This is a genomic window from Yersinia sp. IP36721 (assembly GCF_003634395.1).
GTDB classification, from domain to species: Bacteria; Pseudomonadota; Gammaproteobacteria; order Enterobacterales; family Enterobacteriaceae; genus Yersinia; species Yersinia entomophaga.
In genome coordinates this window covers 287,158-306,945 of the sequence record NZ_QCZL01000001.1, presented here as the reverse complement: position 1 = coordinate 306,945, position 19,788 = coordinate 287,158, and the positions used below count along the sequence as shown (strand labels likewise).

Sequence of the window (19,788 nt, the reverse complement as noted above, 5' to 3'; positions counted from 1 at the left end):
CTTAGCCGTTTCTTTCTCTACCTCAATAACCAACTCTAATATTTCTAGAGAGTCTATATGCAAATCCAGTATTAGTCTGGCATCCGGATTTATTTTCGACAGAGGACAATTAGTTATCGTAACAAGACTTTTCTGCAACCATTGTAATATACCAACGTATAAAACATCGTGAGTGTTGGCGAACCTATTTGTGTCAGACATAATATCCCTTTGCTACGCTAGAATTCTTAACGTTGGTTCATTGGATTTGGCGTGATCTTCTATAGCTCTAATCAAGAACTGAATTAAGTTTTCCAACTTATTGAGATGATGACCATATTTCTCCGTAAGCTGGTTAAGAGCATTTTGCTGCCGGTTCTTTATACTGTCGTTCCCTGCCTGCCATGCTTGATAAGTTGCGGTAGCGATGTCATCATTTCCACTAAGGTTATTTATTATTACCCCATCAGAATTCTCAAGACTTTTAAATATACTCTTTAAATTATCCAGATTAGGTAAAACATAAATATATCCTTTCTCTTTATCCCAAGTTACATTTAATTCAGGTGACAGTTCCTTCTTCCAGTAATTAAATCTTTTTTCATCACCCGTTAACGTATAAAGTGTTTTTACATTTGAAAAAGCATTTTCATTTATTTTGCCAGTTTCTGCATCATAAAAACTCGGTTCATGACTATAGATAATAAGTTTATCGTTTAGACTAGCGGCAAAACTCCGTTTTTTAAAATCAATTTTATTTGCATCACTCCCAGCCCCAACATATTTTGACTGCGCACTGAGTCCCTCACTAAAAGCTTCGTAATACTTACTATATCTCTCAACTATTTCTTTATGCTTACTCTGAAAATCTTCATAACCAATATCTACAACTTCAATCAAACTTTTTATATGTGGAGGTATATTTATTTCATCATGATTATATTTTGAAGATAATATTTCATATTTATCATGAATATCATCTGACACACGGTTAATGACACGTTGAGTATCTCCTTTCGTTACACCCGTTTTTTCCACCGCGATCAATCTTCTTACCCCATCATTGTCACTCGCCAATAAACTTAACCAATCACTTATTAAATTCGGATGATTATTACCATCTTGGTAACGTGATATAATAGAATCAAAAAAGTCGCTATTGATAACATCGCCTCCCCCACCATTCAACGTAGAATGTAACGATTCAATCTGACTAGAATTCTGCTTGATCGGCAATGCGTTCACTGTAGATATTATCATAACTATGATTCCTTAATTTAAATATCTTAGCCACGAATAATTTTTGCAGATGTCATATTTTGACCAGCGATTATCCCGTTAATAGTGTCCTGCATGCTTTTAAACATATCATTAAGAGAGCTAGCGGCTCTTTCTTTTTCTCTTAAAATAGTTTGAGTTATATCTGCGGCAGTGTTTTGTATCATCTTGTTGGCTTCAATAGTTTTAACTTCCGCCATGTTGATACCCGAAACCATCTGACCACCAGTAGTCGCCATATTAGAAATAGCCATGCCAACTATCTCCAATTTACGCCCAGTATGGCGGTTTGGCTTGGCCGTACTCAACGATGAATTAAGATCTTGGGGTCGTTCTCGCTCTGCTTTTATTTGTATCTTATCTTTGGGATGATTATGTATTTCTTTGGAAGACATCCTTTCTCTTGGTTCATTTAGCGTTCCTATTTTATTATTTTTCATTGTGCCAACCGCATTCATGCTGGCACCTCTTGAATCCATAACATTAAGGCTCTGCCTGACGTCACCAACTTTATTAGTAGCAATATTCGGCTGCTGCTGTTCAACTTCTGCATTCAGCATCCTATTTTGCTTATTTAAGCCACGTAGCTGTATACCGCTACCGGCGCCCACCATGACAGAACCGATAACAAAGCTGAATATGGCCCCGATCAGTTGCTGCTTGCCCTCTTTTATTGTTGAATCTGCTGCATTTTCAGCCATTGTAGCGCTTAGCGAAGCTAGGAAGATGTTTATCTTGGCGTTACTTTCATCCGCAGTCATCCGTTGTCGCTGTATCATAGATCTGATGAATATCATTAAATTATCTGAAGTAAACCCATCAAAGTGGGAGACTCTATCTACACCAATCTCGCGTGCAATCAAGGCTCCAGAAATTTTATGTAGAAACTCAGGTGCGAGTACGTTTGTAAAATAATCTGACTGGGTCTGTTGTAACTCTGAGTTTGGCGAATATCTTTTATGAGGAGCATTCTTAGAATACAATTGCATGAATTCATTCAAATTTTTGGATAAACCAGCTAAAACACTTTCATCGATTTCTTTCTGAGGGGATACAAGAGTCACTCCCGAGTTTGGAAGTTTTAATGATCCATCTTGTAATCCAGATAACGAGTTTAAATTTAAACTATTTATTGTTCCCTCAGCTGATTCACTAGAATTTATTGGACTATTTTTTTGATCGGAGTTTATCGCAGGATGATAAACAGGCGCTTGGGATTTAACATTAAAGTTTGAACTCATAATAACTCCATTTATCGAGATTAAACTGTTTTAATAATCAGGTAATATCACGAAACAATTAGCTCGCAATACGTCTAACCACGGCCAACTGATTTTGTTGAGATTGATATATCCCTTCAATCATATTGTCCAAATGTTCAGCGCCTACTTTCGTAAATGTTGAAAGTGTCTCCATTATGCGCCGAATCAATTCGTTTATTGAACGAATAAACTCTGTATTTAATGTTAAATCTGCAAATATATTTTTTGCGTCTAAGTTATAATCAGCAGAAATAATATTTAGCGTTCCAGATATCGCTACGTTATTCACATTCACAGCAGCTCCTGTTACTTTGGAGCCAATTTCTACCTTGCGCAAAGTCGTCTCACCAATATTTACTGAGTTATTAATTGCCTTTCCTATACGGCTAATGCCTTGATTCAGACTATCCCCTACCTTCCCAGCCGTATTCCCTACAGCATGCGCTGCGGCTTTGGGCAGTAATTTTGCACCTGCTTTCAGCACACCATTACCGATTAATTTAGCAAGAGACGATGCCATATTTTTTACGAATGATGACAATGAAACCAGAGAAATAAGAAGGAAAGCAACAGCCGCCAATACAACGCCAACAATTTTACCAATGTCCTCCGCTTTTTCCTTGGGTACGCCACAGGCAATCAGGGCATTGGTTATACCAGTGGCGATTTCTTTGGCTAGCATTTGCATTAAGCTACTATTTCCTGTTGCTTCAAGCACTACGTCTGCCACCGCCATAGCAATACCGACCGCTGCAACACAAACCATTAATGCAGACGCAGCACCGAGAGTAGCGACCGTGGCAACAACTGAAACAGCGATCATCACGTAACTAAGAATTTTACTAGCGCAGGATGCCGCCTTACTGGTCTCTTCGGCTTTTTTTTGCGATGCCTCACACTCTTTAGCTTTGTTTTCTGCATCACGACAAGCGGTTTCGTCTATCTTTTCCAGAATAGCCTTTTGTCGTAACGCATTATCAAGATTCAATTTGCCAATCAGCTCTTTCAGCAGAGCAGAGAGAATCGCGAGTTGTCCTAACGCACTAATATGCTTTTCCTTATCTATACTACCGGGTGCGCGATTACCAATTTCTGTAAGAAACTTTTCTATTTCCTCATGCGAGGTGGAAGCTTTTTTTGCTATAGCCAAAGCATCAGTAACTGCACAAGCGGCCTGTTTCTCTTTTGCATCCAAACGTACTTGAACCGTAGCAATTTCCTTATCTACACGAGTCAGTTCAGATTGTGGATAAGGGGGAGTTTGGGCATTAGAACCCACAGTTTCGGGGAAGGCCGCTATATACTTTTGCACTGGGCCAGTTTCTACACTAAATGCAGGTTGTGAGCCTAAAGAACGTGCGTTTTGAGCAACCGAACTGCCCTTCGCTTTTAAAATATTTAATAAATGACGTTCTTTTTCTACGTCTTCTATATACATTTTCGTTCGTTGGTTTGCCGCGCGCAGCTCAATATTCACTTCCTCAAAAGAGGCCACTAAAGCATGACCTTGAAGGTGAATTGTTTCAGATTCGACGTTGAGCTGTTTCAGCCGATTCTGCATATTACCGATGGTATCTTTATGGAAAATATCCTGTAAGTTGAGCATGGCTTGCAGTAATGCCGTATTGCCATTTAGGTAATTACCCGTGGTTAATGGCGTAGCCTCTTTCGTTAAATTACCCTCAGCAGGACGATTATCAGAATGGGCAATATTCTGCAACCGGCTCGCCAAGGGAGCCTTTGTCATAAGCTGCGGTTTCGTTAGCAACGGGGCTCCGTTAATACCTTTGCGTTGCCGGCTCAATTGTTCCTCTGCAGCTAATTCTCGACAGGCATCCTCAAGAGCCAAAACTTCTTTGGCGGCATTATCTTTCGCGATCAATAACCCACCCGGCCCCACTCCCGCAGCAACAAAAGATAAAGCATGATTAATTCTTTCTCTGGTAAGCTTACTGGGGTCAATAGTCATAATATATTCCTTTAAATAAATTTATCGTCCCTGCCCCGTACATCAGGATCGATTTTCTTCCAAGTTTTGTTTGAGAGCAGACAAATAAGCCTGAGCCTTCTGTTTTAACTCAGCATTAGTCGTATTAATCACCGTAGTCTCAAAACAATGCAAAGCCGCCGAAGTTTTTTTTAGCATCAAGTTGCATTGCCCTGCATGAAATAGTGGTCGGTAATCGTCTTTCGCTAGCATAAATGCCAATGCATATAATTCTGTTGCTTTGTCAAAGCGTTTTTTTAATTGATAAACTGCTGCTAATCCCATGACATAATCAGAATTGTAAAAATCATAAATACTGAGGAATCTGAAAAAAGTTTCTGCTTCGTCTAACTTACCTTGATGATAAAACTCATAAGCGTATGCATAGATTCCTTGCATTGTAGACTCAGGAATATCATGTATATCTTTAAATGTTATACCATCCAACAATGCCTGACAGACATCATCAATATATTTCTCATCTTCAGTAATGGCAGTATTTATCAGAGCCTGTTCTACATTCTTTGATTCACTCATCGCGCTCTCCTTATGTTATATAGCCAAACAGCCCTGATATACCAAGGTCAGTCTAGACGACATTTACGCTAACTATCTTTTAAAAAACGATTGGGAAATATAGAAATAATTATAAAAATCATAAAAAACCTATAATCATTTATAGTCATCATAATACATTTGCTCTACTGATTATTAACGTTATTAGAATCATCACTATCGATTCCACTACTGGTATCAGATTTCACTTCTTCAACAAGCTCTTCTGCAGGAGGAAGATATATACCCATCTTCTCTAACTCTATTCTTTTTAGCCAAATAATAATATTAATTACATCCAGCATGTCATTGTCTCGGACAAAACTAAAAATATTACTATTACGGTAGATTCTGCGTGCTAAAATAATATCTCTTACAACAGGAATACCTTCCGATTCGGCAAAAGCGATAACCGCGAGCGCTTCTGCATTCTTTGCTTTAACTATTACAACAGGGAAATCTGCGACTTCTGGATCGAAATAAATACCTAATGCAATATGTGTTGGATTAGCCATCACGAGTTGAGAGCTTTTTATACTATGCTTTGTTTCCTCTGACAGAATATCCATATGTATTGTTTTTCGCGCATGTTTTATCATTGGATCTCCTTCACTTTCTTTATATTCCTTTTTAACTTCTTGCTTCTCCATTTTTAAATCCTTAATAAACAGATAAATCTCAGCCAAAGTATCCAGAAGCAACAATATTAATGATGACGAGAGAAATAAAAAAATAAAAACAACGCACAGCCATGACCATTGCTCTATCATTTCACTTAGCTGAGACTGATAAAGCATAAATACATCTCGTTTCCATACCATGATGAATATATAAATTGATGTAGAGAAAGACAATAAATATAAAATTGCCTTAACTAATTCTTTTAATGGCCTTATGCCAAATATCTTTTTCATCCCAGAGATTGGATTAAGGTGCGAGAAGTTTATTTTTAACGCCTCTGTTGCCAGCCTGAAACGACTTTGTAATAAAGAAAGTAAAACCCCAGGCAATAAACAGAATAACAAAACAGGCACTACGGCATAGAGAAAAATTCGATACAACTCATCTAGATAGGCAGGTATGTTAATCTCTTTTGGCGATAGTAGTACCTTTTGTAGCAATTCCCCTATATTCTCAAGACTCGAGAACCCACTAATTGCCAGGGAACCACAAACTAAAACCGCTGCAGCAACCAGATCCTTTCCTTTAAAGCTCTGCCCTTTTTTCGCCGAATCGCGGATCTTTTTGTCAGTAGGCTTCTCTGTCTTCTCTGCCATTCTATTCCCAAATAAAAAATATACTTCACCGAAACTCAAATAAAAATAACTTAATTTATTTAAGCGTAAAAATATCCAATAAAAGAGACATGTCTACCATAGATACTAATATTGACGGTATTTCATTATGGAAATAAAGCAAAAAAACGCTAAATGCAATAATAGACTTTATCGCTAGAGAGAGGGAAAAGGCATTAAGTTGCGGGCAAAAACGTGAATATAGCCCCAGTGCAACCTCACTAAGAAATAATGTCACCAAAACCGGTGATGCCAGTATCAACCCTTGGCTCACCAATGAATTTAACCAAGCCCCAATTATCAGTGGTTCAAAATGAGAAAAACCCTGACAGAATGGCATCATGCGATAACTATCAGCAAAAGCCGCGACTAATTTATACACCCCGCCATCAGCTAAGAAAATCATGCATATCAAGTAATTAAGAAATGCAGAAAACTCAGATGACTCAATGCCATTAGCAGGATCAATCGTATCACTAATTGTCGCACCTCGCTGATTATCAATTATCTCACCGATAATATTAGCTACAAAGAAGGGTAAGCAAATTAGAAAAGCAAAGATAATGCCGATTAATAGTTCATATAATACAATATCAATAATTTCTCGCTGCTCTCTGACATCATCACCTACGGATAAATATGGCCACAGACCTAAAATTATATAAATAATTAGGCTATTCTTAATCACTATTCCATTTATAAGTTTAGTGTTTAAAAAAGGCAAGAGAAAGAAAACTGGAGCAATGCGTAAATAGGCAATACTGAGCGTTATCATGCCAGAGCTAAAGGTATCGTATAAAGAAATATATAAGTTAATAGTATTATTATTCATACAACATTTAGGTTAGCGGTTGAAGCGCAATAGATAAAACCTCTAGGGTATAACTCGTTATTTTATCTGCTAACCATCCTGACATCATAAATAACGAGCCGAATACTGCTAGTAATTTCAAACCAAAAGGCAAAGTTTGCTCCTGTAGCTGAGTTACCGTCTGTATTAATCCGACAAATAGCCCAACTATAGTCGCAACCAATACAGGAATAGCGGATAGAATAACGATGAGTAACAATGCCTTATTGCTTGCATAAATTATCTGTTCCATAAGCTATTGCTGAGAAAGTTCAATGTATTGCATAATTAATCCTTTAGATATCAGGGACCATCCATCTATAGCCACGAATAGAATAAGCTTTATAGGAACAGAAATTGTAACCGGACTCATCATCATCATACCTAGTGCCAACAGTATGCTTGAGATAATTAAATCAATCACAACAAAAGGCAGGTAAATATAAAAACCAATTTCAAAAGCAGACTTTATCTCACTGAGTGCATAAGCCGGTAAAAGTGAAAATAGCGATGCACCTTCGTTTTCAATATCAATCTCTTCCTCGCTACGCCCCAGTTGAACAGACTCAAAAAATGAAATCAATTCAGGATCAGCGTATTTCTTCAAATAATATTTATATTTCCCTAGCCCTCCATCAATAAATTCTTCAATCGAGATTGAATCTGTTACTATTACTTTCCGCGTCTTTGAGTACTCATTGATGTCACTGATTACGGGCATCATCACAAAGAGAGAAAGAAGTAGTGCGATTCCGTTCAATGCAATATTAGACGGGATTTGTTGTACTCCCATAGCATTACGGACCATAATAAGAACAATTGATATCTTTAAAAAACAGGTTCCGGAAGCTATAATAAATGGCAAGAGTGAAGCAATTGCTATTATTGCAATAAGCGATATGTCATCAGGCATTTTTATCTACTCTATCTTGCCTAAAGTGGCCATTTTTGTTACTTCAATTCCTAAATCATCATCAATATAGATTAATTCACCTTCAGCAAACAGATGATTATTTGCGTAGATTTTTATTTTCTTTTCCATTTCTTGTTCTAGTTCAAACTGAAATCCTGCCTGAATCTTTGACAGTTCATCAAGACTTATTGACTTTTTACCAAGAACGAAAGTTAAAACAACTGATATTTCGGACATTTTTATAGGAAAAGCGATTAATTCCTCGTCTGGATTCTCGTTCAAAACATCCAAAAAATCATTTTCAGTATTTCCTTCGTTATCAACTAATGTGTCCACAATAATCGCTCCCTGATCCTGATATAAAAATGTTGCTATAGCCTTATCTGATATCTTAAGTTCCATCAAAATATTTTGCACTAGAAGAACATCTCTCAATTCCAATGAATTTAATAGTCTATAACTGATGTTACTGGTTCCTAGAATCCATTTACTCATTATCGGTAAATGTCTTAATGACTCAGTTTCGCCTTTTATTGGTATTAAATAAATTGGTGCACGCGATAATAAAATCCAGCCAACATGATATTCACGAACTTTCAACCAATATTTCCGTCCTGTTTCTCCAGATAAAATACTAATGTCTTGTAATGAGTAAACCCCAGAAAATAATTTTCTTTCGCTTACTTCATTTTTAAATAATTCTAATAGTTGCTGTTCACCGATGTATTCCCAGGCCAACCCAGCCAGTTCTGGCCAAATGTATCGACACCAATCAACAAGATCGATCGCTCCAATTAATCTTTCTTTAGAGCAATGAAGCTGGAAAATTGCATATGTCCTATTGGCTGCTATCGTCTCCGGCAGTACTTGTGGCTCATAGTCAAACTGCTGTTTTATTATTAGCGCATGCTGCCGAGTAACCCGCCGAAAATTAAACATTATGGTTTTGCATCCTGATCCGAATATCCATAATCAAATTTTCTTTCTCTATATGTTTTACGTGGTTCAAAGATCATAGTCCGTTCTGTTTCCAGCAAATGATAATTTTCATCTAAAATATACTGCACGTTATCATCAGAGGCCGTTGCAAATATTCTCTGCATCTTTGCCAGTTGAATTCTGACCGAAGGAGTATCACTCCAAGACGAAAATCGATAATGTAACCCACGCGATGCATTCTCTGGGTTCTCAGGTAGTAACGGCATATACTTGCTCACCTCATTATCAAAAAAGTCATCAAAAGTGCCTGTCTTATCACTGTAAAAAGTAGGCGTTAGATCTATTTTCTGTAACCCTGGCATACCTACCTTATCTAAAAAACCATCCGTTGCATCAACTTCTCGTGACCAACTCAAACCAATAGACCCAGAAAGACATTCTGACTCCAACAATAATTGCTCGGCATCACCCGTTATCATTCCGCCTATAGGTCCTTTATTCTGTAGTGATGGGGGCAATATCTCTCTATTCTTCTCACTTGAATTCTGGTTTGGCGTGCTTATATCTCCCGAATGATATTCACCGCGATATTGTTGTAATTCACGCTGAACCGTGGGCATAGATGAATCAATATGAGTACTTGCGAGCTTCAATATATCAGATAAAGCGATAAGAACTTTAGAGCTCGATATTCTTCTTTGGTTGCCCACACCCTTATTCCCCGCGAATGAGTTCATATGAATAAACTCACGGCCAAATAAATATGTAAATGCCGAATCATGTATTTCTTTCACTTCAGGCTGAGCACTAAAAGAGACTCCCTGTTTAATGTGTAATAACGCTTCTATGATAACTAAAGGTGCTAACAGCAACCCACCCTCCTGCTGTTCACCATCAAGAGATAAACTAGCTTTTAGAAACGGCGCTTTAACCTGATTTAGCTTTTTATTGAGGAGCGTTTCATCCTCAGGTAACATTGCCACAGAAACTAGCACCGAATCGGTGATAAAAGACCTGGATACAGCATCATTAATTGATACTGTCTCATGATGTCCAATATTTAATACCGGATTTATTTTAGATTCGAATACCACCATGAGCCGACAGCTCCTCGATTTCAATTTCCCTCGAAGTCTCAGATTCTAAACTATGGTTGCAGCGTAACCCAGTAAGATATTTTTGGAACTTTTCACACTTTATATTAAAATTCATGACTCGCTTGGTGATTATATTTCTGTTCTGCTTTAGCTGCTTTAAATCTCCATCCAACGTTTCTATCTTATATTTTAATAAGAATATTTCGTTCAAAACTATTGATTTCTGGCGGCGATTATCAAAAAAATCCTCTCTGGTAAACTCCATTTTCTGATCGAATAATCCAGCTTGCATATCTAAGATTTCGATCCGCGTAGCGATGCTTTCAACTTTCTCACTCACTGATGTTATTTTCTTATTTATTGAGTTCAATTCAATCTGGGAACGCTTCAGTTTTTTTTCAAGCAAACGTAAGTAATTTTTGTTTTTAAGAAGTAAGTTCATACAACGCTCTTTGTGTTTCTAAAAATAGACTCTTCGCACCGGTCTTCTGTTTTAAAAACAGTTCTATTTTCTCTTTTCTATCTAATGCTCGATCATTTTCCTGATTTTCACCACGCTGATACTCTCCTAAATCCAGATAAAATTGAATGTCATCTAACCGGGCTAGCATGTCCCGTAAATCTGTGGCAGCCTGATAATGCTCAAGAGTCGTGATCTTCGAGAAAATACGGCTTACGCTCTTTAATATATCAATGGCAGGATAATGCCCGCGTCCGGCTAATCTATAATTAAGATAAATATGACCATCTAGAATTGAGCGAATCTCATCACCAATGGGATCTATCTCCTCCTCGCTTTCTAGCAATATCGTATAGAAAGCCGTAATGGAGCCTTGTTGCATGTTGCCTGGTCGCTCTAATAAAGAAGGAAGTTGCTCAAATACAGAAGCTGGGTAACCGCGCCGAGCTGGCAACTCCCCGGCTGACAGCGCAATATCCCTAAGTGCTCTGGCGTAACGCGTCATAGAATCAACAAATAACACCACATTCTTTCCCAAATCACGAAAATATTCCGCTATTGATGTGGCCAGCAACGCTGCATTACAACGCTCCACCGAAGGGCTATCGGAGGTAGCATAAACCAGGATGGTCGAGTCTCGGCGCGGGGAATCAGCTATTTCATTAATGAATTCTGTGACTTCTCGTCCCCGCTCCCCAACCAACGCGACGACACAAACATCAGCATCAGAATGCGCTATTATCATATTCATCAACGATGTTTTGCCTGCACCTGCAGCCGCGAAAATACCCAAACGCTGCCCTCTGCCGCAGGTAAGTAAACCATCTATCGCTTTGATTCCAGTATCAAATCTGTTACCAATTTCCCTCCTTTGTGTGATTTCTGGTGGCGATGAATCTATGTTCCTCCACTCCAACGGTTGGTTATCTGGAGGTTCAGAAGAGCTGTAGAAAGACTGAATCTCCTCACCCGAGGCCTTAAATACTTTTCCTAACAAAGACTCGCTCATAGGAAACTGAAAGGGTTTACCCAACGGTAAAATTACCGCATCCAGAGAAAGTCCCTGAACTCGACCTATCAGACTTAATAGAGTTTGCCCGGCACAGAAACCAATAACCTGAGCTTTAGCGATTAACTCTCCGTTAGTCAAAGAACGTTTAATCACACATATCTCGCCGATGAAACACCTAGGTAATGGAGCCTCGATTAATACACCGCTTATTCGGGTTGGATGAGCGCCATAGTCAAATAATCTCATAATTTAATAAATTAAAATTTCTTCAAGATGCGTGCTGCGATCGAAGAATTCTTCCAGACTATTAGCAAACAAACTCAAATCATCCAAAGCTGCGCTATTTAAAACGGCGCTCATAATTAATAAATTATCATGAACAAGTAACGCTGGCTGCCCTGGTTGAAAGCAAGAAGACTGATACTCTAATATAGAGTTAAGTAACCTAACGCTGACCTGCTCGATCCTGGAAGGAATGTATTCAGATAGTGACATCCAGAGAATAATATCATCACTGTGCATGTCAACATTAATAGCCTGCCTTCCGTCAAGCTCAAGTTGAACGGTAGAGTGGCAATCAAGATTTTTATTAACTAAATCATCACGCCCTACCGAGCTAAGGAAAACATTAAGCATTTCAATAAATTTATATTTCATATAAACTCCATTCATATGGTTTTTATTACATTTATTTTTGTAGATTCTGAAATTTCATTAAAGGAGATCACCTCTAAATCAGGGAAACGACCTTCTACGATTTTTTTAACGAAACGGCGAATATCAACAGGAACTAGAACTATCAAATCTCTCAAAGAGATATTTACATTACTTATTGCCAGCGATAGTGATTGAACTATTTTTTCCGCATTATCTGGCTCTAAGTTTAAAAATGTCCCTCCTGATGATTGTCGAATTCCTTGCCTGATAGTATCTTCAACACCTCCGCCAAGCATTAATACATTCATTACGCCTAAAACTGAGAACTTATCTGATATATATCGGTTTAACGTACATCGAATATGTTCAACTAACATCAGTGTATCTTTCTCTTTAGGAGCCCATTGCACTAAAGATTCTAAAATCAGCTTCATATTTCGTATTGATATTTTTTCGGCTAAAAGCCTTTGAAATACTTCGGTGATTTTCTGTACTGTGGCATGTCTATAACATTCTTTCAGTAATTCTGGACATTTAGCTTCCAGATCATCTAATAAATTTTTGGCTTCCTGAATACCAAAAAACTCGTGGATATGACGTAATAATAACCCGCTAATGCAACCGACCATTTCCGTTATATCATCGCAAAAATTCAGACCTAGCGCCGTCGCATTTTCCTGGTTTTTACTATCAATCCATTTACTCGAAGAACCATTATCTTCTTGTATAACAAATAACTCTATGCCTAAAATGTCCAGTTCATCAGTTGAACCAATGATTTTTAAATGACCGAATCTTATACTAAATTCGCCAGCAAATATTTCATTGATCAAGATAATTATCTTTCCTTGCTCGATGGTAGGGGAGTAATTTATCGCTATATCTGGAACTCTATATCCAAATTTTATGAAAATATCCTTTTTTATTTTTAGCGAAAAGTCTCTATCTTCTAATATTTTCTGATGAACAACAGACACTGAAACAATTATAGGCAGAGTTTCTGGAACATAATCATCAATGTTCTCTATAGTCCTGATGGTCTCGCCGGTAGTAACATTATTAGGAGTATCTATAACTCCCGTAGGTACTTTATTAACCGATTTATCTTCTTTACTTTTTTTATAGAACCGATAAAAATACAGACCAAAAAGTAGGCAGGAAAGTATAATAAATATGAACGTTGGAAATCCAGGTAAGAAACCTATAGTACAAGTTATAATTGCAGTAACCAGAAGAGAAAAGTCATTATAAAATAGCTCTGATACAATATTTTCCCCAAGGTTTTTATCATTCCCACTCACCCTGGTAACAATAAAACCAGCGCTGATGGAAATCAGCAGTGCAGGGATCTGCGCAACCAAACCATCACCGATCGTCAGAAGTGTATAACTACTGAGTGCAGCGGACATATCCATTCCCATCTGAGCAACACCTACAGAAATCCCCCCAACAAGATTGACAAAAATAATAATGATACCGGCGATAGCATCACCTTTAATAAACTTCATTGCGCCATCAAAAGAACCAAATAACTGACTTTCCTGTTCTAGAACGCCTCGCCTTATTTTCACCTGATCGTTATCAATAATTCCCGAACGCGCATCAGCGTCAATACTCATTTGTTTGCCAGGCATGGCATCCAGAGAGAATCTCGCTGCCACCTCAGCAATACGCTCTGAACCTTTGGTGATTACAATAAATTGCACAACAGTGACTATGGCGAAGACGACTATCCCTACGACTAAATTGTCCTGAATAACAAACTCGCCAAAAGTAGCTATAATATCTCCAGCATCAGCTTCTAATAGAATCAGTCTGCTGGTACTGATAGAGAGCGCTAGTCTAAATAAAGTACTAATAAGTAAAATAGAGGGAAATGTCTTGAAGTTAAGAATATTGGTGATATAAAACGAACCCATAAAAATAAGTACAGAAATCATGATATTCAAACCGATCAAAAAATCGATTAAGAAAGTTGGTAAAGGGACGACTAGCATAGCTATCACTGTCACCATTACCAAAAGAACCATTAACTCAGGCTTACTCCTAAGTTGAAGCAGGAACCATGACAGTCTACGCATTTTCATCCCTACTCTTAACTTTATTTATTCTTTTCACTGCATCTTCTTTAAATTTTATCTGGCTAATTTTTTCTTTCATTAAATGGATGAGTTTGTCCCTTTTCTCTAACGAGAAAAAAATATCTACAGACACACTGGAGAAACCACTCAATAACAACTGTAAAAAAATAGCCTTGGTTTCATATGTCACTAATGATAACTTTTCAGAATAAAACTTGGCCAAACTTATTTTATAATTATCTATATTCCTGATCCCAGAAACGAAAAGATTAGACAATTCTTGATCATTACTTATGCTTATAAGCTCTGTACTCATTATTTTCTGCAGAAAATGAATCTCAACTGATTGAATCTCCCTTAAACCACCAACTCTACGGAATAGATCACCAAATTCTACAACGTTAATATTTCCTGTAGGGATAGATTGCAAATCGCAAGCTAGTGAACGTGTTAGGTAACGCAGCATAATTTCTCGTTGCTGACTCGTTATTTCACTTACCCATTGTTCGTAAATATAAATGATTGGGCCATCGTAGCAAATAAAGTCACGATATATATCCCGCAGTTGAATCGATGTCTTATCCAAGGAATGCGAGAACAACCTTGCCGATAATGCTACGTTAACGCCCGCTTCAGTCCTACGCTCTGTATCTTCTTCGGTTAAGACACTTTTCAACGTATTTAAATTACTAACGATCTTACTGGTTAGTTTTTTTCGTCGTAGGAGCTCAAAAATAACCATCAACATGTCGCTGGTATCAGGAAACAACTGAGCCAGAAAAGAACGTAATTTGGGAGGAGTCATTTCCTCGCGATTAATGATTTTTTCAATATGACTTACTTTCTCGTCAGCGTTATCATCCAAAATTCTCTCGGTAAATATCGTATTATCATCACTCGATGAACGTAATTCTTTGCGCCGATTAAACTGCGAGGCTAACATCGCCATTGATGCATATTCGCTAGTGTTATCGATGATGCCTTGCCCACGTAGCGTATTCTCACTGTCACCAGCAGTGTTTTGAGCTTCCTCATTCTTATCACGTTGCGCCGAGATATAACGTGAGTTTCCACCAAGTGGGGCTATGGCCATGGACTATCCATATAGTTCTGCAATAATTTTATCGTTCCTTGTAGCTGTTCATTTTTGTTTTTTATTCTATCGCTCAAACGCTCTTTTTCTGAAAATTGCCTACCATCCCAGGCCTCTGACTCACTTAATAAACGAGGCTGGATCAGAAAAACCCTAATCATTTTTTGTTGATTAGTACTTCTATAGCTGAATAGTCGCCCTAAATAAGGGATACTACCGAGTAGCGGGATTTTCTCCTCGGTTTCTTCTAATTGTTCGCGGGTATATCCACCGATAAGTAAACTGCCTTCTTTGGCTATTCGAGCAACAGTACTGATATGAGTTCTATTGACTACAGGTAAACCGCCAATCTTTTCTACATCCCCGCTACCGCTACGACCGGGAGAACCGTCCTCAATATTTACGTCCATTTCAACCTGCCCTCCGTGCGAAATCCGTGGTAATACACTCACCATAGTGCCGTAGGTCACCTGCTCGAGAGTCGCGACCCTTTCACCTTCCAGCCGAGCATAGAAACTCGAACTGTTATCAAAAAGTGCCGGGACGTTTTCCTGCGTCAATACGATAGGACGAGAAACTATTTGAGCATCACCAGTACGGCTTATTGCATCAATACGTGCCAAAAACCTGGCGCTATTTGACAGATTGCTTTGATTAAAAACAATGTCACCCCCGCCTGCGGTTACGCTACCAACCTGCCAACGGACGCCCACTTCATCTAATTTTTTTTTCGATATATCAATAATCCAGAGAGAAAGTTCAATTTGCCGACGAGAAACGTCTAGGGCGTTAACTAATTGATATATGTAGCGAGTTTGTTGCGCGGAACCAGTAACTAACAGACTATTACTATCAGGATAAGCAACTACGGAAAAGTGACTACTTCCCGTGTCAGTAATAGCTCCGTAATTTTGTTGCGCCAAATCCAGCGCCGCCGGTGGTAACGGAAAACCTGTTTCTATCTGATTTGAAATATCTTCACGCGGAATAACATGAACGTTGTTACCCAAAGCATTTTTACTGAACAATGAATTAATAACGGTGACCATGCCTGGAATCGTCACGGCTTTGCCCCGTTGGCTAAAAACACGATCGTTAACCGACGAGTGCTTTAACGGGATAATAGTCACATCAGTCCCTGCTTTCTCTTCGACTTGAATCCGCTCATCCAAGTAGCGAGCGGTAGCTAATACTAATTCGACATAAAGTGGAGGGCCTGCAACATAGACTACGGATGCTTTACCCTCTGAACGTAGTGGATAACGCGAGTCATAAATTCCAGTGGTCTTAATATAGTTAAGCAACTCACTCCAACTTGTTGAACGCAAGTTTATTAGTTCATTGCGAATTTCACTATTATCATATACATATATACTGGTTCCATCGTCATACCATATTAAAGCCGTCCGTCTAGCTAATGACTTAAACATTTCTTCCGGTTGTGACATGTCAAAATTGCCAGTCACTTTTTTTTGCATTGCAATTTTGCTAAGAATAATCGGCTTTTCTATCCTGGATGAAACGACGTCAAATACCTTATTAATCGTTATATTATTGGCAATAAATGAACTCTGACTTTTTTCCCGGTCTACCGGCGTAGCGGTAATAACCTCTCCAAATCCTGGAGAGGCATAGCTAAAAGTTAATAAAGATAAAATTAATATTTTAGAGAAAAGGTATGGATTAACTATCATATAAACCACTCTCCAGGTGCCTTATCTCAGATGGAGTGAGCCCGAAATTTCTTTTTATGTCTAATGTAAAATGAGATGCAGAGCAGTAACCACAAGCTAACCCCACATCCAATATTGACATATCACTTTCAATTAGCAGTAAGACCGCGGTTGCCATACGCCAACTCATCATCTTTTTTTTCGCCGATGAATTAAAACTTTTACGACACAGAAATCTAAAGTAGGGGGACGATAATCCATAATTTTTGCTCAACTGAGATATTTTTATATTTTCTCCATTAGCTGACTGTGAAATAAGATAACGGAATATTCCATATGCCTCATACCGGCGAAGAATATTTAATAATGATAAATAATACCCCCCCCCGTTCATGACTTCAGAAATAAGTAAACCACTCACTTCAGAATTACGCCAGGTTGAATAATTCCTGTCATACCAGACAGGGACAGAATCTTCAAATTTGATTTCACTATCGGATGGAGGCCTTTTACCTTTATTTGATTGTGATTTAGCCTCATCAAGCGTTGCTAAAATTTCAATAGCACTAAATATAGGTATCCCACTGATACTCCAAACTCCGGAAATCTGATTTAAGTCATCCAAACTCGGCGCAATTAAAAGTGAGGAATCCAGTACCAGACCTTTTTCTTTCCGTATAAATGATGGGTATTCTAATATAGAACCTTTCACCATTGGCCTGACATAGAAAATCATGCAATCAAGAGCAGGTAGTTCTCCGTCCACATTATTGTTGCTCTTACTTATACTCATGAATAAAAAACCTTAACAGGAAGTAGCATCTGATTATTTAAACAAAATCTGGTTATACTCTACAATTAGCAACAATCACATTCTTTGGAATTATTAGGAAAAAAACATCCTTTATAAAAGGATGCCGGTACCAGAAACGATAAGAATTAGTGCGATTTATTCCGATGAGTAATAGATTCAAATCGGCAATAATAACCAAACTTTAAAAGATGTATGCGAACTATTTTAGTTGTATTCTCTTTAAGAAATACAGCTCATCATTAATGACTGATTTTTACACCAATAGAACCTTCGTTGCTATGAATAATAACGCCGATTTTTATATAATAAAAATAGCCTCTGGTCGAATGACTGGCACCGAATTATTGTTTAAATCTAAAGGTTGCCTGATATTTGCGAACACAGAGACAGACTATAACGTTGTGACTGATGAAGAGAATGACTTAATCAGTTACTTTTTTCCTATTGATACTGGCAATTATAAGTTAACTTTTTTTTCATCCTATACCAATGAAGCAAACAAATCAGATGCTAAACTATCAGTCATTTTTGAAGATTTAGATAATGAAAAAGACACACCTAAACTGACTACCGATGTCATATTACAAACGGTCTTATTCCCCGATACGTTTCCTATACTGGTTAAGTCGATCGATGATTCATGGAATTATGAATCCTTCGATGAGCTAGGACAAAAAGATACAATGGACTCTTCTCTACCACAGAAAAATGGAAGCTTGATAAAGAGAGGAACATCTAAGCATTTAATTATTATATTTATTTCAATGTTAACTGTTGGCTTGATTTTATTAACAGTCATGACTAACAATCATAATTCTAATGTGCAAGTAGATAAAATCATTACAAGCAACATATCTAAACTTTTAGGTGAATCATCAATTCATTTCACCATTATTCTGCAAGCAGAAGGAAGAGGGAAAGATCAAGTCATTGTAAATAGCCGCCGCGATGCAGACTGGGTATCTCAGCAATTGCTCACGTCAAACTATGCTGGCTTAGTTGACATTATTTTAGTTAGCGAGTTAGAGAAAGAGCTAATGTCCTTAATCACCCCCTTTTCATCGTCAGTTTTAAATATTGATATGAGTTATCCTTGCTCACCTATTGTTAAGTTATTGAAAAGCTCGAATTACTTATCAGAAGTAGAAAAAATAAATGAAACGATAAAATCTAGAGTTAGCTGTGCTAACGAGATAGACGTTAAGTTTTATCATAAAAAAGCAATTTTTGATGATGCAATAAGAGGAATAAAAGCAAGTAATGTGCCATTCAGAATTATAGAAGATGAAAAAAAACCTATTGTGGTTGTAAGCTCAAATCTTAGTGACAATCAACTGATATCAACCATGAATTTTGTCAAAAAATTCATTAGTGAATGGGGGAGTAATTACATTCAATTCTCTATTTCACTTAGTGATAATGAATTATATGAAGGAGTGTTTATTAATGATATAAATGAAAATATAAAAATCAATAACAATCATTGGGATTTTAAACAACATTCTTACTAAGAAAATAAAGAGAAATTTATCATGCCAACGACAACATTATCCACGCCAAACTATACCGTTAAGAACTTTGAAAACACGACACCACTATCCGGGCAAACAGCAAACTTTGCTTATGATATTGCTGGGAAATTCACTGAGCCCACAAAAGACCTAATGAATAAAATCGAGGCGGCGCAAAAAAGTGCTATAGAAGATATCTCTAACCCAATTAAGTTAATAGATTATACATTGTATCTAGGTCAATATTCTGCACTTAGGCAAGCACAATCTAACGTTGCAAAGAAACTCCTCGACCTTACATCCGGGATTATTCGTAATATTTAGAACTATAT

At 37.6% G+C, this 19,788-nt stretch carries 19 protein-coding genes; 2 read left to right on the top strand and 17 right to left on the bottom strand.

From position 1 onward, the window contains the following. Positions 1-213: 213 nt before the first annotated feature. The 17 genes from DBA33_RS01305 to DBA33_RS01225 form a co-directional block, all read right to left on the bottom strand. Positions 214-1,239: an IpaD/SipD/SspD family type III secretion system needle tip protein gene (locus tag DBA33_RS01305; RefSeq protein ID WP_064516614.1), complete on the bottom strand. Its 1,026-nt coding sequence runs from the start codon at positions 1,237-1,239 to the stop codon at positions 214-216. Between the two features lie 26 nt (positions 1,240-1,265). Then, a complete protein-coding gene (locus DBA33_RS01300; RefSeq protein WP_064516612.1) occupies positions 1,266-2,498 on the bottom strand; it encodes a hypothetical protein in 1,233 nt (410 codons plus the stop codon). A gap of 58 nt (positions 2,499-2,556) precedes the next feature. Beyond that, complete coding sequence (sctE, locus tag DBA33_RS01295; protein ID WP_120805313.1) at positions 2,557-4,488, bottom strand: type III secretion system translocon subunit SctE; 1,932 nt, start codon at positions 4,486-4,488, stop codon at positions 2,557-2,559. Between the two features lie 42 nt (positions 4,489-4,530). Next, positions 4,531-5,043: a type III secretion system translocator chaperone SicA gene (sicA, locus tag DBA33_RS01290; protein WP_064516609.1), complete on the bottom strand. Its 513-nt coding sequence runs from the start codon at positions 5,041-5,043 to the stop codon at positions 4,531-4,533. A gap of 164 nt (positions 5,044-5,207) precedes the next feature. Further along, on the bottom strand, positions 5,208-6,338 hold the full coding sequence (locus tag DBA33_RS01285; protein WP_120805311.1) for an EscU/YscU/HrcU family type III secretion system export apparatus switch protein: 1,131 nt from the start codon (positions 6,336-6,338) through the stop codon (positions 5,208-5,210). Positions 6,339-6,393: 55 nt separating this feature from the next. Beyond that, positions 6,394-7,188: a type III secretion system export apparatus subunit SctT gene (gene sctT, locus DBA33_RS01280; RefSeq protein ID WP_120805309.1), complete on the bottom strand. Its 795-nt coding sequence runs from the start codon at positions 7,186-7,188 to the stop codon at positions 6,394-6,396. 7 nt (positions 7,189-7,195) lie between these two features. Next, positions 7,196-7,459, bottom strand: coding sequence for a type III secretion system export apparatus subunit SctS (gene sctS, locus DBA33_RS01275; protein WP_064516603.1), 264 nt, complete (start codon positions 7,457-7,459; stop codon positions 7,196-7,198). 3 nt (positions 7,460-7,462) lie between these two features. Continuing rightward, positions 7,463-8,119 (bottom strand): EscR/YscR/HrcR family type III secretion system export apparatus protein, encoded by a 657-nt coding sequence (locus tag DBA33_RS01270; protein WP_120805307.1) that lies wholly within the window; start codon positions 8,117-8,119, stop codon positions 7,463-7,465. Between the two features lie 6 nt (positions 8,120-8,125). Next, complete coding sequence (locus tag DBA33_RS01265; RefSeq protein ID WP_120805305.1) at positions 8,126-9,058, bottom strand: FliM/FliN family flagellar motor switch protein; 933 nt, start codon at positions 9,056-9,058, stop codon at positions 8,126-8,128. Then, positions 9,058-10,155, bottom strand: a complete 1,098-nt coding sequence (locus DBA33_RS01260) for a hypothetical protein (RefSeq protein ID WP_120805303.1) — start codon at positions 10,153-10,155, stop codon at positions 9,058-9,060. Before DBA33_RS01260 ends, DBA33_RS01265 begins: the two co-directional genes overlap by 1 nt. Then, the gene (locus DBA33_RS01255; protein ID WP_120805301.1) at positions 10,136-10,597 is read right to left on the bottom strand and encodes a hypothetical protein; all 462 of its coding nucleotides are present in this window, start codon (positions 10,595-10,597) and stop codon (positions 10,136-10,138) included. Before DBA33_RS01255 ends, DBA33_RS01260 begins: the two co-directional genes overlap by 20 nt. Then, positions 10,581-11,873, bottom strand: a complete 1,293-nt coding sequence (sctN, locus tag DBA33_RS01250) for a type III secretion system ATPase SctN (protein WP_120805300.1) — start codon at positions 11,871-11,873, stop codon at positions 10,581-10,583. Before sctN ends, DBA33_RS01255 begins: the two co-directional genes overlap by 17 nt. Before the next feature lie 3 nt (positions 11,874-11,876). Beyond that, positions 11,877-12,284 carry a type III secretion system protein gene (locus DBA33_RS01245; protein ID WP_064516590.1) on the bottom strand — a complete coding sequence of 136 codons (408 nt, stop codon included), beginning with the start codon at positions 12,282-12,284 and terminating at the stop codon, positions 11,877-11,879. Between the two features lie 11 nt (positions 12,285-12,295). Then, positions 12,296-14,365, bottom strand: a complete 2,070-nt coding sequence (locus tag DBA33_RS01240; RefSeq protein ID WP_120805412.1) for an EscV/YscV/HrcV family type III secretion system export apparatus protein — start codon at positions 14,363-14,365, stop codon at positions 12,296-12,298. Further along, positions 14,358-15,458 (bottom strand): type III secretion system gatekeeper subunit SctW, encoded by a 1,101-nt coding sequence (gene sctW, locus DBA33_RS01235; RefSeq protein WP_120805298.1) that lies wholly within the window; start codon positions 15,456-15,458, stop codon positions 14,358-14,360. The genes DBA33_RS01240 and sctW overlap by 8 nt, the downstream gene beginning before the upstream one ends. Beyond that, entirely contained in the window at positions 15,449-17,152 is a 1,704-nt protein-coding gene (gene sctC / locus DBA33_RS01230) for a type III secretion system outer membrane ring subunit SctC (RefSeq protein WP_064516587.1), read from the bottom strand. The genes sctW and sctC overlap by 10 nt, the downstream gene beginning before the upstream one ends. Next, the gene (locus tag DBA33_RS01225; RefSeq protein ID WP_120805296.1) at positions 17,142-17,924 is read right to left on the bottom strand and encodes a helix-turn-helix domain-containing protein; all 783 of its coding nucleotides are present in this window, start codon (positions 17,922-17,924) and stop codon (positions 17,142-17,144) included. Before DBA33_RS01225 ends, sctC begins: the two co-directional genes overlap by 11 nt. Positions 17,925-18,223: 299 nt before the next feature. Here DBA33_RS01225 and DBA33_RS01220 point away from each other — a divergent pair, with 299 nt between their 5' ends. After that, positions 18,224-19,456 carry a PrgH/EprH family type III secretion apparatus protein gene (locus DBA33_RS01220; RefSeq protein WP_162975144.1) on the top strand — a complete coding sequence of 411 codons (1,233 nt, stop codon included), beginning with the start codon at positions 18,224-18,226 and terminating at the stop codon, positions 19,454-19,456. 21 nt (positions 19,457-19,477) lie between these two features. Further along, the gene (locus tag DBA33_RS01215) at positions 19,478-19,780 is read left to right on the top strand and encodes an EscF/YscF/HrpA family type III secretion system needle major subunit (protein ID WP_064516581.1); all 303 of its coding nucleotides are present in this window, start codon (positions 19,478-19,480) and stop codon (positions 19,778-19,780) included. The last annotated feature ends 8 nt before the right edge of the window (positions 19,781-19,788 follow it).

Bases quoted from the DNA above. Each gene is read 5' to 3' on its own strand.
- DBA33_RS01305 (WP_064516614.1), bottom strand. From the start codon at position 1,239: ATGATAATATCTACAGTGAACGCATTGCCGATCAAGCAGAATTCTAGT.
- DBA33_RS01300 (WP_064516612.1), bottom strand. From the start codon at position 2,498: ATGAGTTCAAACTTTAATGTTAAATCCCAAGCGCCTGTTTATCATCCT.
- sctE (WP_120805313.1), bottom strand. From the start codon at position 4,488: ATGACTATTGACCCCAGTAAGCTTACCAGAGAAAGAATTAATCATGCT.
- sicA (WP_064516609.1), bottom strand. From the start codon at position 5,043: ATGAGTGAATCAAAGAATGTAGAACAGGCTCTGATAAATACTGCCATT.
- DBA33_RS01285 (WP_120805311.1), bottom strand. From the start codon at position 6,338: ATGGCAGAGAAGACAGAGAAGCCTACTGACAAAAAGATCCGCGATTCG.
- sctT (WP_120805309.1), bottom strand. From the start codon at position 7,188: ATGAATAATAATACTATTAACTTATATATTTCTTTATACGATACCTTT.
- sctS (WP_064516603.1), bottom strand. From the start codon at position 7,459: ATGGAACAGATAATTTATGCAAGCAATAAGGCATTGTTACTCATCGTT.
- DBA33_RS01270 (WP_120805307.1), bottom strand. From the start codon at position 8,119: ATGCCTGATGACATATCGCTTATTGCAATAATAGCAATTGCTTCACTC.
- DBA33_RS01265 (WP_120805305.1), bottom strand. From the start codon at position 9,058: ATGTTTAATTTTCGGCGGGTTACTCGGCAGCATGCGCTAATAATAAAA.
- DBA33_RS01260 (WP_120805303.1), bottom strand. From the start codon at position 10,155: ATGGTGGTATTCGAATCTAAAATAAATCCGGTATTAAATATTGGACAT.
- DBA33_RS01255 (WP_120805301.1), bottom strand. From the start codon at position 10,597: ATGAACTTACTTCTTAAAAACAAAAATTACTTACGTTTGCTTGAAAAA.
- sctN (WP_120805300.1), bottom strand. From the start codon at position 11,873: ATGAGATTATTTGACTATGGCGCTCATCCAACCCGAATAAGCGGTGTA.
- DBA33_RS01245 (WP_064516590.1), bottom strand. From the start codon at position 12,284: ATGAAATATAAATTTATTGAAATGCTTAATGTTTTCCTTAGCTCGGTA.
- DBA33_RS01240 (WP_120805412.1), bottom strand. From the start codon at position 14,365: ATGCGTAGACTGTCATGGTTCCTGCTTCAACTTAGGAGTAAGCCTGAG.
- sctW (WP_120805298.1), bottom strand. From the start codon at position 15,458: ATGGCCATAGCCCCACTTGGTGGAAACTCACGTTATATCTCGGCGCAA.
- sctC (WP_064516587.1), bottom strand. From the start codon at position 17,152: ATGATAGTTAATCCATACCTTTTCTCTAAAATATTAATTTTATCTTTA.
- DBA33_RS01225 (WP_120805296.1), bottom strand. From the start codon at position 17,924: ATGAGTATAAGTAAGAGCAACAATAATGTGGACGGAGAACTACCTGCT.
- DBA33_RS01220 (WP_162975144.1), top strand. From the start codon at position 18,224: ATGAATAATAACGCCGATTTTTATATAATAAAAATAGCCTCTGGTCGA.
- DBA33_RS01215 (WP_064516581.1), top strand. From the start codon at position 19,478: ATGCCAACGACAACATTATCCACGCCAAACTATACCGTTAAGAACTTT.